Here is a 14,936-nt window from a genome sequence, read left to right as displayed (position 1 = left end):
CCTGAAATCCGGTCACGGAACAGAGTTCCGCAGAGTGAGTATCGTCAGCCGCCGTTGTCCTGTTGGCCAAATGAGGCATTTGAATGGCCCCGATTCCGGAAACACCTGTTACATTGGCTTGTGCGGTTTATCCAGTGTTTGTTGCGATTTTGTGCAATCATTTGCTTTGAGCGGCCCTTTCGAACCGGTGCGGGATGTGGCAGGAGCCTGCTTTGTTCTTTTCCCGACCCGGCGCCGGTTGGAAATGCGCTCCCGCATTGATACCTTGCGCGGAATCGGCCTGTTGAATCCCCACGGGAGGTGAAGTTGCGCGCAGTTGTTTCCGGCCTGGTGATGCTCCTGGCAGCCAGCATGTTTGCCACTGGTGCTCTGGCCGCGCCCGTGCATGCGATCGCCATGCATGGCGAACCCGCCTTGCCTGCCGATTTCAAGCACTTCCCTTACGTCAATCCGCAGGTGAAAAAGGGCGGGAAGATCGCCTACGGGGTCGTCGGTACGTTCGACAGCCTCAATCCGTTCATCTTGAAGAGCATGCGCACGACCGCGCGCGGCATGTGGGACCCTGGCTTTGGCAACCTGGTCTATGAATCCCTCATGCAGCGCTCACAGGACGAGCCCTTCACGATGTACGGCCTGCTCGCCGAAACCGTCGAATGGGACGATGACCGCACCTTCATCCAGTTCAACCTCAATCCCAAGGCGCGCTGGGCCGACGGCCGGCCGGTGAGCGCCGAAGACGTGATCTTCACCTTCGAATTGTTGCGCGACAAAGGGCGCGCGCCTTTCAGCAACCGCCTCTCGAAGGTTGCGAAGATGGAGAAGGTCGGGGAACGTAGCGTGCGCTTCACCTTCACCGAGGAGGCCGATCGCGAGATTCCGCTTTTGCTGGGGCTTTCGCCCGTGCTGCCGAAGCATGCGATCAACGTCGAGACGTTCGATCGGACGAGTCTGGAGCCGCCGCTCGGCTCCGGCCCCTACCGGGTCGCGGAAGTCAGGCCTGGCGAGCGGATCGTCTATCGCCGAAACCCCGACTATTGGGCCAAGGATCTGCCCTCGAAGGTGGGCCTCGACAATTACGATGAGATCTCCGTCGAATATTTCCTGCAGGAGAACACCCTTTTTGAAGCCTTCAAGAAGGGTGTGGTGGACATCTACGCCGAAGGCAGCGCGACGAAATGGGCCCGGGCCTACGATTTTCCCGCCGTTCGCAGCGGCAATGTGATCAAGGAAACGTTCAAGCCGAAGACACCGTCCGGCATGCTCGGCTTCGTCTTCAATACGCGCAGACCGATGTTCGACAACATCAAGCTCAGGCAGGGGCTCGCTCTCGTTTTCGACTTCGAATGGGTCAACAAGAATCTCTTCGACGGCGCCTATACGCGTACGCAGAGTTATTGGCAGAATTCGTCGCTTTCCTTCCTCGGCGTGGCAGCCGACAATCGTGAACTGGACCTCATGGGCGACGTGAGGGAGCGCATCAATCCGGCGATCCTCGACGGAAGCTATCGACTCCCCGTGACGGACGGCTCGGGCCGCGATCGCAATGTGCTCCGGGAAGCGGTGACCCTTCTTCGCGAAGCGGGCTACTCCATCAAGGACGGCAAGATGGTCGACGCCAAGGGGACGCCGCTGGCCTTCGAGATCATGAGCCAGAATGCCGGCCAGGAGAAGGTTGCGCTTGCCTATCAGCGCTTTCTCGCGCCGCTCGGCATCGCAGCGCGGGTTCGGACCGTCGACGATTCACAATATCAGTTGCGCAGCCAGTCCTTCGATTACGACGTCATCATCAAGTCCTTCCCCTCGTCGCTCTCTCCCGGTCTCGAGCAGATCAACCGCTGGAGTTCGCAAACTCGGGACAGGCAAGGCAGCGACAACTTCGCAGGCGTCGCCGACAAGGACGTCGACAAGCTGATCAACAACATCCTGCAGGCGCGCAACCCCGAGGACTTCACCGCCGCCGTTCGCGCGCACGACCGGCTCCTCGTCAACAATTCCTATCTGGTTCCGCTTTACCATCTCGACGCGCAATGGATTGCCCGCTGGAAGCATATCGGCCGGCCGACGACGGTACCGCTTTACGGTTATCAGTTGCCGAGTTGGTGGGACGAGCGCGTTCAGTAAGCTGGCATCCGTTCGCTAACGCATTGAAAGATGTTTCCGGCCGGCCTATGTCGCAGTTTTGGTAAACCGAAAGGCCGGCACCATGGAAACCGTCAATATCGATATCGTCTCGGACGTCGTATGCCCCTGGTGCTATCTCGGCAAGAATCGCCTCGACCAGGCGATCGCCAATGTCGCCGGCGAGATCAACGTCGCTATCCAGTGGCGTCCCTACCAGCTCAATCCCGATCTGCCGCCGGAAGGCATCGACCATAAAGAGCACCTGGCGGCCAAGCTCGGCGGACAGGCCGCCGTCGACGAGGCGCACCGGACGCTCGAAGGCCTCGGTGTGGAAGACGGAATCGCCTTCGATTTCGATGCCGTCAAGGTCAGCCCGAACACGCTCGATGCGCACCGGCTGATCCGCTGGGCCGCGACCGGCGGCGAAGCGGCGCAGGACGCGGTGGTGAGCCTGCTGTTCAAGGCGAATTTCGAGGAGGGTCGCAACCTCGGCGACCATGCCGTACTCCTCGGCATCGCCGAACAGGCCGGCCTCGAAAGGCCGGTGATCGCGGCTCTCCTTGCTTCAGACGCCGACAAGGACGCCGTAAGGCAGGAAATCGACATGGCCCGGGAAATCGGCGTGACCGGCGTTCCCTGCTTCATCATCGAGCAGCAGTATGCGGTCATGGGGGCGCAATCGGTCGAAGTGCTGACCAGCGCCTTGCGCGAGATCGCGCAGATGAAGGCCGAGCATCCGGCTCACTGACGCCCGACAGCAGAGCAAATGCCGCCTGGAACGACGGCGTTTCACTGCATCGGGAGAAAAGCTTCTTTCCGCGGGGATAACCACCGCCGGTCATATCCGGTCGGTCCGGAAGCGGGATGGCGCTACTCCCGTCCAGCGTTTGAAAGCGCGGGTGAAATGCGCGGAATCACTGTAGCCCAGCCTTAAGGCAATGTCGGTCATGCTATGAACACCTTCACAGATCAGCCGGATTGCCTCGTTGCGGCGCGTGTCGTCGAGTAACTCTTCAAAATCGACGCCGCAAAACTTCAGCCGCCGCTGCAGTGTGCGAACCGACATGCCGAGGCTTTTCGCTACGGTCTGTAGTCCAAGCTTATGACCATCGGACAGCCTTTCGCTGAGCATCTTTGCCGCCTCTATCGTCGAGGCCAGTGACTCTGTGACGTTCGATGGCCGATTTCCAGGGGTTTTCAGAGAAAGATCGAGCAAATCTCGATCGAACTCGATCGCATCATAGTCGCACCCTGTTTCTATGTTGGGTCCGAAACACTCCTCCAGTGCCGTGCTTCCATGCGTCCTGGAAGCTGTCAACCGAACCCTTATTGCAGCGGGTTCACCCGCCAAAAGCGGCACCTTCCGCAGGACAGCGAGGCTGCCCAGGATGAATTGCCGGGGATCGAACTCGAAACGATCGACGAAACGGAAGATGATGCGAGCGGTTCCGCCCTCCACCACGAAGCGTATATCCGATCCCTGATGGATCGACGACACGTTCGCTACCGCGAGCACGCATGCTTCAGCCACGCTCTCCGCTGCCAGAAGCGACTGGCCCCATGGGCCGAGATCATGCAGTTCGGTCAAGCGCCCGACATGCGCACCCGCGAATGGATCTCCCAGGAGGGCAGCCACTTCGTTGGCCATGTGGAAGCATTGGGCGCGCGGAAGCCAGCCGTCGGCGTTCCGGAACACGTTCGGTGAGATGCCGAGGCGCGCACAGAACTCTATGGCCGAAACATCGTGCTTGGCGAGATAGGGCGCCATCGGCAGGAAGGCCCTAACCCTGATGGAGGGTGCAGAATGTGACATCCGAGCAGCAAACTTGGCATGAAAAGGCAAGAAATAAGTTGAGCACTATAGCAGTATGCAACCGTTTGGGAAGGCTCGCCAGCAATATACGACGGGCGGAGCGTGGCCGTTTACATTCGCCAATTCAGTACATCGCGTTGGACTTAATCTTTTGCTGGAGGGAAGAATGGACATTACGCGTCGTGAACTCACGGCGGCCGGTGTTTGCGCCGGCGGCTGGGTCCGTCGGCACGCCGGTGTGCGGCATGCCGACCCGATAGAAACGTCGACATATCACGCAGGGTTCAGATGCGTTGTCGGCACCAGGAGGGTCGCATGAAGTCACCTAAGCTCGCGAGAATACGCTTGTTGGCGCTAAGCACGGCAATCCTGCTTTTGGGAGCGCCCGCAACGGCTCAGGAATCGCTGCCTTTTCCGCCGAAGCCCTCAGGGAGCAAGGCCGGCCCGACAATAGCTCAGTCCACTTACAGTCCGTTGCCCGCGCAGCCGCATCTCCCCGCGAATGCTCCGAACATCGTCGTCATCATGCTCGACGACGTTGGTCCGGCCTTGCCGGACACCTTCGGCGGAGTGATCGAAACGCCGACATTGAGCCGGCTTGCGCAAGACGGACTGTCCTACAATCGCTTCCACAATGCGGCCATGTGTTCTCCCTCGCGGGCGGCATTGCTGACCGGGCGCAATCACCATCGGGTCGGGAACGGCCAGATCGCCGAATTGGCAAACGACTGGGACGGATACACCGGCAGGATACCACGCACCTCCGCCACCGTCGCGAAAGTCCTTGGCTATTATGGCTACGCGACCGCAGCATTCGGCAAATGGCACAACACCCCGGCCAATGAAACGACAGCCGTCGGGCCGTATACGGACTGGCCCGCGGGCGAAGGTATCGGGTTCGATTATTTCTATGGTTTCCTTGCTGGAGAGTCCTCGCAGTGGGAGCCCGCAGTGGTCGAAAACACCGTTCGCGTCGACCCGTCTCACGGGAAGGAAGGCTACCACTTCACCGAGGATATGACCGACAAGGCGGTCACATGGATGAAGCAGGTGCACGCGCTGACGCCGGACCGGCCCTTCTTCATGTACTGGGCGCCCGGCGCCGCGCATGGTCCGCATCACATCTTCAAGGACTGGGCGGACAAGTACAAAGGCAAATTCGATGACGGCTGGGATGCCATGCGAGAGCGCATCTATGCCCGCCAGAAACAACTCGGATGGATACCGCAGAACACGCAACTGACGCCCCGTCCGGATACGCTGTCAGGATGGGAGGATATTCCGGAAGACGAGAAGCCGTTCCAGCGCCGGCTCATGGAAGTCTTTGCCGGCTATACGGAGCATGCGGACGTTCAGGCCGGGCGCCTGCTCGAGGCCCTCTACGAACTTGGAATTCGCGACAACACCCTGATCTTCTATGTCTGGGGCGACAACGGGTCCAGCGCGGAGGGCCAGAATGGCACCATCAGCGAACTTCTGGCGCAGAACGGCATCCGCACCCAGATCAAGGACCACATTCGTGCGATGAACGAGTTGGGCGGGATGGACGTACTCGGATCACCCAAGGCCGATAACATGTATCATGCGGGTTGGGCATGGGCCGGTTCCACGCCGCACCGGTCGACCAAACTGGTCGCGGCCCATTTCGGCGGCACGCGAACGCCGCTCGTGGTCTCCTGGCCAGGTAAAATCAAACCGGACCAGACCCCGCGCTCCCAGTTCCATCATCTCAACGACATCGTACCCACGATCTACGACGTCCTGGACATCCAGCCGCCGAAGCTCGTGGACGGCATCAGCCAGGATCCCCTCGATGGTGTCAGCATGACCTACACCTTCGACTCTCCCGAGGCGTCGGGCCAAAAGAAGGAGCAGTACTTCGAGATCATGGGCAGCCGTGCCATCTATCAGGACGAGTGGATCGCATCCGTCTTCGGACCCCGGATACCATGGAAGGCCGGCCTCGATCCCGCCATCTTCAAATGGTCGCCGGATAATGACCTATGGGAACTCCATGATCTCAGCCAGGACTACTCCCAGGCAAAGAACGTCGCGGCCGATCATCCGGAAAAGGTCGAGGCGCTGAAGAAGGCTTTTGGCGTGCAGGCCGAAGCCAATAAGGTGTTCCCGGTCGGGGGAGGATTGTGGTCTGCCGTCTTCCATCCTGAAGATGCGCCGTCCAATCCCGCGACCGAGTTCCAATTCACCCAAGATGTGGTCGGTGTTCCCGAGTTCACGGCACCGAAAGTCGGAGCCCGCAGCAACCTTGTGACCATCGAGGCGGAACTGCGGCCGGACTCCGAAGGCGTGTTGTATGCTCTGGGGGCTTTTTCGGGCGGTGTCGCTTTGTGGGTCGAGAACGGCAAGCTCACCTACGAGTACAACCTGTTCGAGATAGAGCGGACGCGTCTCGAATCCTCCGATCCGTTGCCGAGCGGCAAGGTCAACATCGAGGTCGAAACACGTAAGGCCAGCAGCGATCACGCTGCACCGCTAGACGTCGTTATCCGCATCGATGGCAAAGAGGTGACCAAAGGACACGTGCCGCGTTCCGCTCCACTTGCCTTTACCGCCAACGACGCCTTCGACGTGGGCAAAGACAGTTATTCTCCAGTCGCCCTTGCGTATTTCGACCGCAAGCCGTTTGCTTTCAACGGCAAGATCGAAAGCCTGAAAGTCGAATATCTGAAGTAAGCATCGGTCTCGCCGGGCGCTCGGAGGAGCGGCGAACTCCCAGTTCGCCGCTCCTCTTTCCGCCGGCGTACACACGGCATTCAACAGGAGTGATTGGATTGAAGCGGCACCTCGCCCGGAACGCCAAAGCCGGCGTACCACCAATACGGCCGCTTTTGGCGTGCGCCGCCTGGAGTTTTGTGCTGCTCTACGGATGTGCGGGCCGCCCGACAGGGGTCCTCGAGCCGGTAGCGGCCAATCCGTCAGCCGCCCAAGTCGAGATGCTGGTCACGACCACCCGAAGCCGGGCGGAAAAACCGGGCGAGATGTTCAGCGGCGAGCGTGCGCTCAGCCCGACATTTGCGGAAATGACGGTGTCGATTCCGCCCGATACCGTTCGCAAGGCCGGTGAAGTCGCTTGGCCGAGCAAGCTTCCACCCAATCCCGAGACGGATTTCGCAACACTGAAGGCGGTGGAAGTCGATCGCGGTGCGGCGGAGAAATGGTTGAACACGCATGTGCGCAAGAGCCCGGACGGCAGCGTCCTCGTCTTCATCCATGGGTTCAACAACCACTTCGAGGATGCGGTCTTCCGCTTCGCGCAGATCATCCACGACTCGGGCGCGCGCAGCGTTCCGGTGCTCGCGACGTGGCCGTCGCGCGGGAGCCTGCTGGCCTATGGCTACGATCGCGAAAGCACCAACTACACCCGCAACGCAGTAGAACGCCTTTTCCAGTATCTGGCGCGTGATCCCGAGGTCAAGGAAGTATCGATCCTGGCACATTCGATGGGCAATTGGTTGGCGCTCGAGTCCCTGCGCCAGATGGCCATTCGCAACGACGGCCTGCCGGCGAAGTTCAGGAATGTCATGTTGGCGGCGCCGGACGTCGACGTCGACGTCTTCGGATCGCAGATCGCCGACATGGGCAAGCAACGGCCGCGCTTTACACTCTTCGTCTCGCGCGACGACCGTGCACTCGCCGTTTCCCGCCGCGTCTGGGGAAATGTCTCCCGGTTGGGAGCGATCGATCCGGAGCAGTCGCCCTACAAGGAGGAGTTGGCGGCGAATGGGATCACCGTCGTCGACCTCACCAAAATCAAGGCAGGCGACAATCTGCATCACACCAAGTTTGCGGAGTCGCCGGAAATCGTACGACTGATCGGCAGCCGCCTGTCCAGCGGCCAGACCTTGACCGACAGTCGCCTGGGACTCGGCGACCATATCGTCGCTGCGACCGCCGGGGCCGCCCATACCGTCGGAACAGCGGCGGGACTGGTCGTTGCCGCTCCCGCTGCCATTGTCGATCAGAACACGCGGCGGAATTACGTCCACCACGTCGAGGCACTCGCCGAGCCATCCGGCGCAACGAGATGAAACACGGCCGACATTGCGTGCAGGGAGGAGAGCCTGGCAAGGTCCGTGCACTGCAACCTCTAGCCCGGCAGCGCCGCCTTCGCCCCCTTATCGATGCGTCGACTACTCCAATGTCAGCATAACCAACGACATCGTCGAGCACGGCCGGCGCGAGCCATCAGGGCGTATTCAAAGAGAACCGCCGTCAAAAGCCGCCTGAAGGAGCGTATGAATCTTGCCGTCGTGGTCCTGTAAAACCTGAAGCAGACCTTGATTGACCGCAACATCAAAAGTCAATTGCCTTGAAAACAGCGCCCTCAGCACGCTCTCGTCGGTAAGAACAATGGGCTCGCCCTGAACCGGGCCATCGACATGAATGTTTACTTTAGTCCGACCCGGTTGCGCGGTGAAGTCAGTCCAGAGGCGTGATCGTACGAACAAAACTGCAAAGCGACGGCTTCCTGTGTCGCCCAAATCGGCCGTACGATTAGCGACGCCTCGCTCTAGCCGTCTCAGCTGTTCTACAGCTTCTCGATACCCCTGCCCAAAGAGTGTAGCGGAACGCGCAGTCGTGATCCGGTCATCCAGAATGCCGCGCTCTCCCGCGTGATAAATGGCTGACGCCACGGCCACCGATCCCGGGTGAGCGACGTTAAAGGTGGAGCTGTCCAGGGAAGAATGATAGCCGCAGGCCAATGCCGCATGTGCGTTCACGGTCAACATGATGCTCAGAAGCACAATGGTTAATTGCATCGGACCACTTCCGTATCTTGGCGAAACCGTACCCACGTACGCGCTGTTCTCCTCGTACCCTACTCGGCGGCACGAGGAGAACTTTGTTTGCGTCAGGGTGTTACGATGTTGAACCAGAACTCGAAGTTGTCGAGCATGGATACAAGTTGCCCGAGCTTGGCGTTGTCCCCGGTCACCTTGATGCTACCGTCAGCGATCGCCTTCTCCAGCGTCGTCTCGCCGAGGACGATTCCGTTCAAGCTGTCGCGCGTGAGGGTGATCGTGGCATCGGCATTGTCCGCCTGCTGGCCCGCCGTGTTGTTGAGCACCCCGTTCTCGAGTTGGAGCAGGTATTTTCCGTCCTCCACGCCGAAATCGAAATTGAGCGTCAGTTTGGTGTCGCCGGCCTTCTCGCTGTTTAGCCGCACACCGAGGTAGTCGAAGAACAGATCGAGCGACATCGCGCGCACGGTGTCCGGGCTCGCAGTGTTCGGTGTCGGTAGCTCGGTCACGCCGTCGCGCAGTTCCTTGGCACCCGTGAGATAGAAGTTGCGCCAGGGCCCGGACTCGGCTTGGTAGCCCAACTGCTCCAAGGCGTCGGCTGTCAGGTTTTTGGCGTCCTGGTTATTGGGATCGGCGAACACGACATGGTTCGCGACCTGTGCCACCCAGCGATACTCGCCCTGTTCATAGGACTTCCTCGCTTTCTCCAGCACTGCGTCCGCGCCGCCCATGAACTCGACATACTTCTTGCTGGCCTCCGCCGGCGGCAACTCGTGCAATGTAGACGGATTGCCGTCGAACCAGCCGAGATAGAGCACATAGGTTGCCGCCACGTCGTGATAGACCGAGCCGTAATAACCGCGGTTTGCCCAGAACTTGGCAAGGCTGTCGGGCAGTTTGAATGCCTCGGCGATCTCCCGCATCGTCATGCCCTGGTTCACCATATGCAGGGTCTGATCGTTGATGTAGCGGTAGAGGTCACGCTGTTTGGAGAGCAGTTCCTTGACGTTGTCGTTGCCCCACGTCGGCCAGTGGTGCTGCGCGAAGATGATCTCCGCCTCGTCGCCCCACATCGTCAGCGCCTGGTTCAGGTACTTCGACCACGGCAGCGGCTCGCGTATCTTCGCACCGCGCAGGGAATAGGTGTTGTGCAGCGTGTGCGTGGCATCCTCGGAAGTCTGGATGGCCTTCTTTTCCTCGATGTACCAGAGCATCTCCGAGGGCGCTTCCGAACCGGGTGCCATCAGGAATTCATAGGTCAGCCCGTCGATGGTCTCCTTCTGACCCGTTTCCGTGACAATGTTGGTTGGCGGGATCAGCGTCACGGTTCCGGCGGACGTGGTCGTGCCGAGACCAGCACCGACCTGCCCCTTCGGATCGGCCTTGAGCAAATTGCCGTACATGTAGCTTGCGCGGCGGCTCATCGCCGTGCCCGCCATCACGTTTTCGGCGACGGCTGCCTCCAGGAATCCTTCGGGAGCGTAAATCTTGACAGCGCCCGAGGTGACGTCCGCCTCATCCACGATGCCGCGTACGCCGCCATAATGATCGACGTGGCTGTGCGTGTAGATGACCGCCTTTACAGGCTTGTCGCCCCGATGTTTCCGGTACAAGTCGAGAGCGGCCTTTGCCGTTTCGGACGAGACGAGCGGATCGACGATGGTGATCCCCTCGGTGCCCTCGATGATGGTCATGTTTGAAAGGTCGAAGTTGCGAACCTGGTAAAGTCCCTCCGTGACCTCGAACAGACCGCTGATATTGATGAGTTGCGATTGCCGCCAAAGGCTGGGATTTACGGTCGCGGGAGCTTCGGCTCCCTCGGTTATGAAGCTGTACTGCTGCGGGTTCCAGATCGCGTTGCCACCCTGACCTTGAATCATTTCGGTCGGCAAGGGAGCAATGAGGCCTCGCTTGGCATCATCAAAGTCGGATGTGTCGTCAAACGGCAATTGGGTGAGCAGGGCGTCGTTTGCGGCGCGCGTTGCTTCCGTCGCGTCCTTTTGGGTCGCCGCGTCCTGCGCATAGGCGGGAATTGTCCCGGCGGCGACGATAGCGATAAGTGAAAGGCCGGATAAATATCTTCCGATATGCATCTCAATACTCCCTGTTTCTGTTCAGGTGATGCTCGTGGCCGCTGAGATTTCTTTGTCGGCAACTCCGCGTTGGGGCACCTTCGAGCTTGAATCTAGCGGAGCGGCGGTGCAGCGGGTATTGGACCTTGGGGCAATTTTCGCTCGAAGGGGTCTTGAGCGTGGCCGTTCGATGGGAACGGTTCGAACGTTTGTGCGTGACCTGTGTGCCGTTGCCGAGGGTATTATCGGCCGCGCTGTCTCGGCGCGCACACAACCATTCGAATCATTTACTCGAGCATGTGGAGTTGCGCCTCAGCGTGTTCATCCGAATTTCACGAGGTTGAGCGCTGGCAGCGGCCCGCCGGGGAACTGGACGAGCTTTCCGCCGATCGAGATCGGGCCAAGATCGATGCCGGCGAAGCCGAGCTTGGAGATCAGGGCACCTACTTCGGCCTTCGATCTTGCGTCGTCTCCCGAGTAGAAGAGGACACGGCTGCCGCCCTCCGCGCGCGGATCGCCTGAAACAAGGTGCGGCTGGAGATGGTTGAAGGCCTTCACCACACGAGCACCTGGAACAAGACTTGCGAAGATTTCCGTCGAAAGGCGGCCATTCAAATCGGCGGGTTTGAAGAGTGGTTTCTCGATCGGGTTGTTGGCGTCGATCACGATGCGGCCGCCCCAATCGGGAAGCCCCACCAGTGCCTCGGGTAGTTTCGACCACGGAACTGCCACCAGCACAAGATCGGCATTTGCCGCCTCTCCGAGGGTGCCTGCCTTGATATGGGGCGTCAGCTCTCTGGCAAGGTCCTGAAGCGTATCAGGGCCGCGACTGTTGGAAATTGTTGCAGCGATGCCGTTGCGTGCAAGCGCGCGGGCGAAGGCGGAGCCGATCTCGCCGGCTCCAATGATGCCGATGGACATTGGTAAACTCCAATTGGTTTTGACGATCAGGCGGTGAAGCCGCCATCCGCGACGATGTCCGCACCGGTGACGAAGGCGGCCTCGGGGCTGGCGAGGTAGGCGACGACGCTCGCGACCTCGTAGTCCTTGCCGTAACGGCCGATGGCCATGCCGGGACCGACGATCTTCGAGACAGGCCCGCCATCGGGGTTCATGTCGGTGTCGGTCGGGCCCGGATGCACGGTGTTCACGGTGATACCCTTAGGACCGAGGTCCCGCACGAGGCTGCGATTGAACCCCGCAACCGCTCCCTTCGTCAACGTATAGAGAGAGGCAGTCGGGAAGGCGGCGTAACGGACCATGGAAGAGCCGATATGAATAATGCGACCGCCTGATTTCATGCGACGGGCGGCTTCCTGGGTTCCGACGAAGACACCGGTCACGTTGACTGCGATCATGCGTTCGTAGTCCTCGAACTTGATCTCCTCGATGGGACCGCCGAGCGCGATGCCCGCATTGTTGACGAGGATATCAAGCGAGCCGAATGCCTCCTGGGTTTTGGCCACCGCGGCCCGGACGGAATCCGGGTTTCCGGAGTCGGCATGGATAGCGATCGCTCGACCGCCGGCGTCTTCAATTTCCTTCACGACCGCGGCTGCCTTGTCCGGAGACGCGCTGTAAGTGATGGCGACTGCGGCTCCATCGGCAGCGAGCCGCTTTGCGATGGCCGCACCGATGGAGCGCGACCCGCCTGTGACCAGTGCCGTCTTTCCAGAGAGTCTTTCGTTCACCTTTGTCATTGCGATAGCTCCAAGGTTTCGTGTTTCGATGGAGTGAATATCGCTCGCGGATTATCTTGCGATTAGTCGTCAATGGCTTTATTGAATTTCAAGCGTCCGTTGAAGATGAAACCATGGAAACCCTGTCAAACCTGGAATCCTTCGTCCGCAGCGCGGAACTCGGCGGCTTCTCTGCCGCTGCGCGGCGACTCTCCATGACGCCCGCTGCCGTAAGCCGTAACGTCGCGGTCCTCGAAAACAATCTGGGGGTACGACTTTTCCAGCGGAGCACCCGGAGCCTGACATTGACCGAGGCGGGCGAGCGGTTCCTCCATGCAATACGGGACAACCTGGCCGCGCTGCAGAGCGCCATCGCCGAAGCTTCGGCGGAGCAGCCCGCGCCGTCGGGCGCGCTGAAGGTGAGCATGAGTCCGACATTCGGGATCGGCTACATCCTGCCGCTGCTGCCCGAGTTTGCAGAGCGCTATCCCCTCATCCGGCCCGAGTGGATGTTCGAGAACAGGCAGGTCGATCTCATTGCCGAAGGGTACGACGCGGCAATCGGGGGTGGCTTCGAGCTGACACCCGGTGTCATCGCGCGAACGCTCGCGCCGGCTCACATCATCGCAGTGGCTTCGCCCTCCTACATGGAAGGAAAGGTGCCGCCGCACGAGCCTGGAAGCATGGAAGTGCTGGACGGCATCGTCATGCGGTCGCCGCGCACGGGACGTATTCGGCATTGGCAGATGCGAAATGCATCCGGCGAGGAGCAGGCGGTCGTCTTCAATGGGAAAGTGGTGGTCAACGACCCAGCGGCGATGTGCAAGGCGGCCCTTCTTGGACTCGGAGTCACGATGATCGCCAAGCCTGACGCGCTGCCGTATCTGGAGCGCGGCGAACTCGTCCGGCTTGTACCCAACTGGTACGCGGACGCAGGCCCGATCTCCATTTACTATGCGAGCAGGACGCTGCTGCCATCCAAGACAAGGGTCTTCGTGGACTTCGTCGTCGAGGCCTTCCAGCGACAAAGATGGTCCGAGCGCTTTGCGGGAAGCCTTGATTAGGGGTAGGCGTTTCAGATCGGCTGAGACAAGCAGGTGGACCTGCTATGTTCACCGCCAAACCAACGGGATCACATGAGCGACGACAACATTATCAAGTTCGAGCGACCGAAACCGAAGCCGGAGCCAAGGTCGGTCGGCCCGATGCAACGGAAAGCACTCATCTGGCTCGCGGTGATAGCGGGTTTGTTTCTGGTATGGGCGTATTTCCATGTCATCGCGCCGCCGAACTTACCTTGAAAGCGCCGGATACGGGCGGAGCGGCTGGAATTCGGTGTTCCGGTGATCCTCGCTGGCGACTACAACGTCATGGATGGTCCTGAGGAGGAAGGTCAATGACGATGAATGATTGGCGCGCCGAGCTGCGCCTCGAACTGGAAAAACTGGTCGACGCCGCTGTCGTTGCCGGCGCGCGCCAACGGGATGTCTACGCCGCCATTCTTGACGAGATTGGACAGCTTCGGCTCGCCTACGAACGAGACCCTGATCCCGCCGACGACATCAGCGAGCAGGTCATCGAAGAACCGTCCAACAATTGGCCCGCCGCCGACTAAGGGTGAACGAGACTTCGAGAATGGGTACCCCCACGGTGACGGCCGCCTTGCTGAGATGGCCTGAAGGCTGCAAGTCCTAGTGCAAGCACTAGGGATAGTCCTATGACAAAGCAGCTTGTTGAAGTGATCACATCGGTCGAGCGTCGTCGACGCTGGTCTCGTGAGGAGAAGGAGCGGCTGGTCGCGGCGACGCTCGAGCCGGGGGCCCGTGTTTCGGAGATCGCGCGATCCGCGGGGATCCATGTGAGCCAGCTTTTCCGTTGGCGCAAGGAACTCTGCCAAATCTCCACGCCGTCCGTCCCGCAGCTCGTTCCGGTCGAGGTCGTTGAAGCGCTGCCAACGCCAGCGGCCCGGGCCGAGCCGCCGGCGGTCTCCCGGCCGCGCAAGAAAGCAAGCTTGGTGATGATCGAGCTTGGCGGCGGTCGTCGTCTCCGGGTCGAGAGTGACGTCGACACCGAAGCCTTGGCTCGGATTCTCGATGTGCTGGAGCGGCGATGATCCCGGTCCCGAACAGTGTGAAGGTGTGGCTAGCGACGGGCTATACCGACATGCGCAGAGGCTTTCCCGGCCTGTCGCTGATGGTGCAGGAGACGTTGAAGCGCGACCCGATGAGCGGCCATCTCTTCGTCTTCCGGGGTCGGAGCGGTGGACTGATCAAGGTGATCTGGCACGACGGCCAGGGTGCCTGCCTGTTCACGAAGAAGCTCGAGCGCGGCCGGTTCATCTGGCCATCGGCGGCCGACGGCACGGTGGTGATCACGCCGGCGCAGCTCGGCTATCTGCTCGAAGGCATAGACTGGCGAATGCCGCAAAAAACCTGGCGTCCGACGTCGGCGGGATGAGCAAAACGCTGGCGGGGCAGGAGCGAATATG

14 protein-coding genes are annotated in these 14,936 nt (G+C 60.5%); 9 read left to right on the top strand and 5 right to left on the bottom strand.

Annotation, left to right across the window (positions count from 1 at the left end; all coding sequences use genetic code 11):
- Nucleotides 1-306 precede the first annotated feature (306 nt).
- A complete protein-coding gene (locus M1D43_RS05165; protein WP_153314111.1) occupies nt 307-2,121 on the top strand; it encodes an extracellular solute-binding protein in 1,815 nt (604 codons plus the stop codon).
- Between the two features lie 82 nt (nt 2,122-2,203).
- Complete coding sequence (locus M1D43_RS05160) at nt 2,204-2,869, top strand: DsbA family oxidoreductase (RefSeq protein WP_003528038.1); 666 nt, start codon at nt 2,204-2,206, stop codon at nt 2,867-2,869.
- Between the two features lie 90 nt (nt 2,870-2,959).
- Here the strand turns inward: M1D43_RS05160 and M1D43_RS05155 are convergent, their stop codons facing one another.
- Nucleotides 2,960-3,889: an AraC family transcriptional regulator gene (locus M1D43_RS05155; RefSeq protein WP_153314109.1), complete on the bottom strand. Its 930-nt coding sequence runs from the start codon at nt 3,887-3,889 to the stop codon at nt 2,960-2,962.
- Between the two features lie 360 nt (nt 3,890-4,249).
- Between M1D43_RS05155 and M1D43_RS05150 the strand changes: the two genes are divergently transcribed.
- The gene (locus M1D43_RS05150) at nt 4,250-6,628 is read left to right on the top strand and encodes an arylsulfatase (RefSeq protein WP_192923462.1); all 2,379 of its coding nucleotides are present in this window, start codon (nt 4,250-4,252) and stop codon (nt 6,626-6,628) included.
- Between the two features lie 98 nt (nt 6,629-6,726).
- Entirely contained in the window at nt 6,727-7,983 is a 1,257-nt protein-coding gene (locus M1D43_RS05145) for an alpha/beta hydrolase (protein ID WP_014526828.1), read from the top strand.
- Between the two features lie 168 nt (nt 7,984-8,151).
- Here the strand turns inward: M1D43_RS05145 and M1D43_RS05140 are convergent, their stop codons facing one another.
- From M1D43_RS05140 to M1D43_RS05125, 4 genes are all read right to left on the bottom strand, one after another.
- Entirely contained in the window at nt 8,152-8,715 is a 564-nt protein-coding gene (locus M1D43_RS05140) for a hypothetical protein (protein WP_041169313.1), read from the bottom strand.
- Nucleotides 8,716-8,807: 92 nt separating this feature from the next.
- Nucleotides 8,808-10,790 carry an alkyl/aryl-sulfatase gene (locus tag M1D43_RS05135; protein WP_153314107.1) on the bottom strand — a complete coding sequence of 661 codons (1,983 nt, stop codon included), beginning with the start codon at nt 10,788-10,790 and terminating at the stop codon, nt 8,808-8,810.
- Nucleotides 10,791-11,090: 300 nt separating this feature from the next.
- On the bottom strand, nt 11,091-11,690 hold the full coding sequence (locus M1D43_RS05130; RefSeq protein ID WP_153314105.1) for an NADPH-dependent F420 reductase: 600 nt from the start codon (nt 11,688-11,690) through the stop codon (nt 11,091-11,093).
- 26 nt (nt 11,691-11,716) lie between these two features.
- Nucleotides 11,717-12,469: a 3-oxoacyl-ACP reductase family protein gene (locus M1D43_RS05125; protein WP_153314103.1), complete on the bottom strand. Its 753-nt coding sequence runs from the start codon at nt 12,467-12,469 to the stop codon at nt 11,717-11,719.
- Between the two features lie 113 nt (nt 12,470-12,582).
- On the opposite strand from M1D43_RS05125, the gene M1D43_RS05120 reads away from it, so the two are divergent.
- The 5 genes from M1D43_RS05120 to tnpB all read left to right on the top strand — a co-directional run bounded on the left by M1D43_RS05120 (nt 12,583) and on the right by tnpB (nt 14,905).
- A complete protein-coding gene (locus M1D43_RS05120) occupies nt 12,583-13,512 on the top strand; it encodes a LysR family transcriptional regulator (protein ID WP_153314143.1) in 930 nt (309 codons plus the stop codon).
- Between the two features lie 72 nt (nt 13,513-13,584).
- Complete coding sequence (locus M1D43_RS05115) at nt 13,585-13,749, top strand: hypothetical protein (RefSeq protein WP_153314101.1); 165 nt, start codon at nt 13,585-13,587, stop codon at nt 13,747-13,749.
- 95 nt (nt 13,750-13,844) lie between these two features.
- Nucleotides 13,845-14,063 (top strand): hypothetical protein, encoded by a 219-nt coding sequence (locus tag M1D43_RS05110; protein WP_010969371.1) that lies wholly within the window; start codon nt 13,845-13,847, stop codon nt 14,061-14,063.
- Nucleotides 14,064-14,165: 102 nt separating this feature from the next.
- Nucleotides 14,166-14,561, top strand: a complete 396-nt coding sequence (gene tnpA / locus M1D43_RS05105) for an IS66-like element accessory protein TnpA (RefSeq protein WP_153313336.1) — start codon at nt 14,166-14,168, stop codon at nt 14,559-14,561.
- Entirely contained in the window at nt 14,558-14,905 is a 348-nt protein-coding gene (tnpB, locus tag M1D43_RS05100) for an IS66 family insertion sequence element accessory protein TnpB (protein ID WP_153313335.1), read from the top strand. Before tnpA ends, tnpB begins: the two co-directional genes overlap by 4 nt.
- Nucleotides 14,906-14,936 lie beyond the last annotated feature (31 nt).

The organism is Ensifer sp. R1-3, from assembly GCF_056739175.1.
Note: the sequence above shows the minus strand (reverse complement) of the source record. Positions and strands in the feature narration are given on the sequence as shown.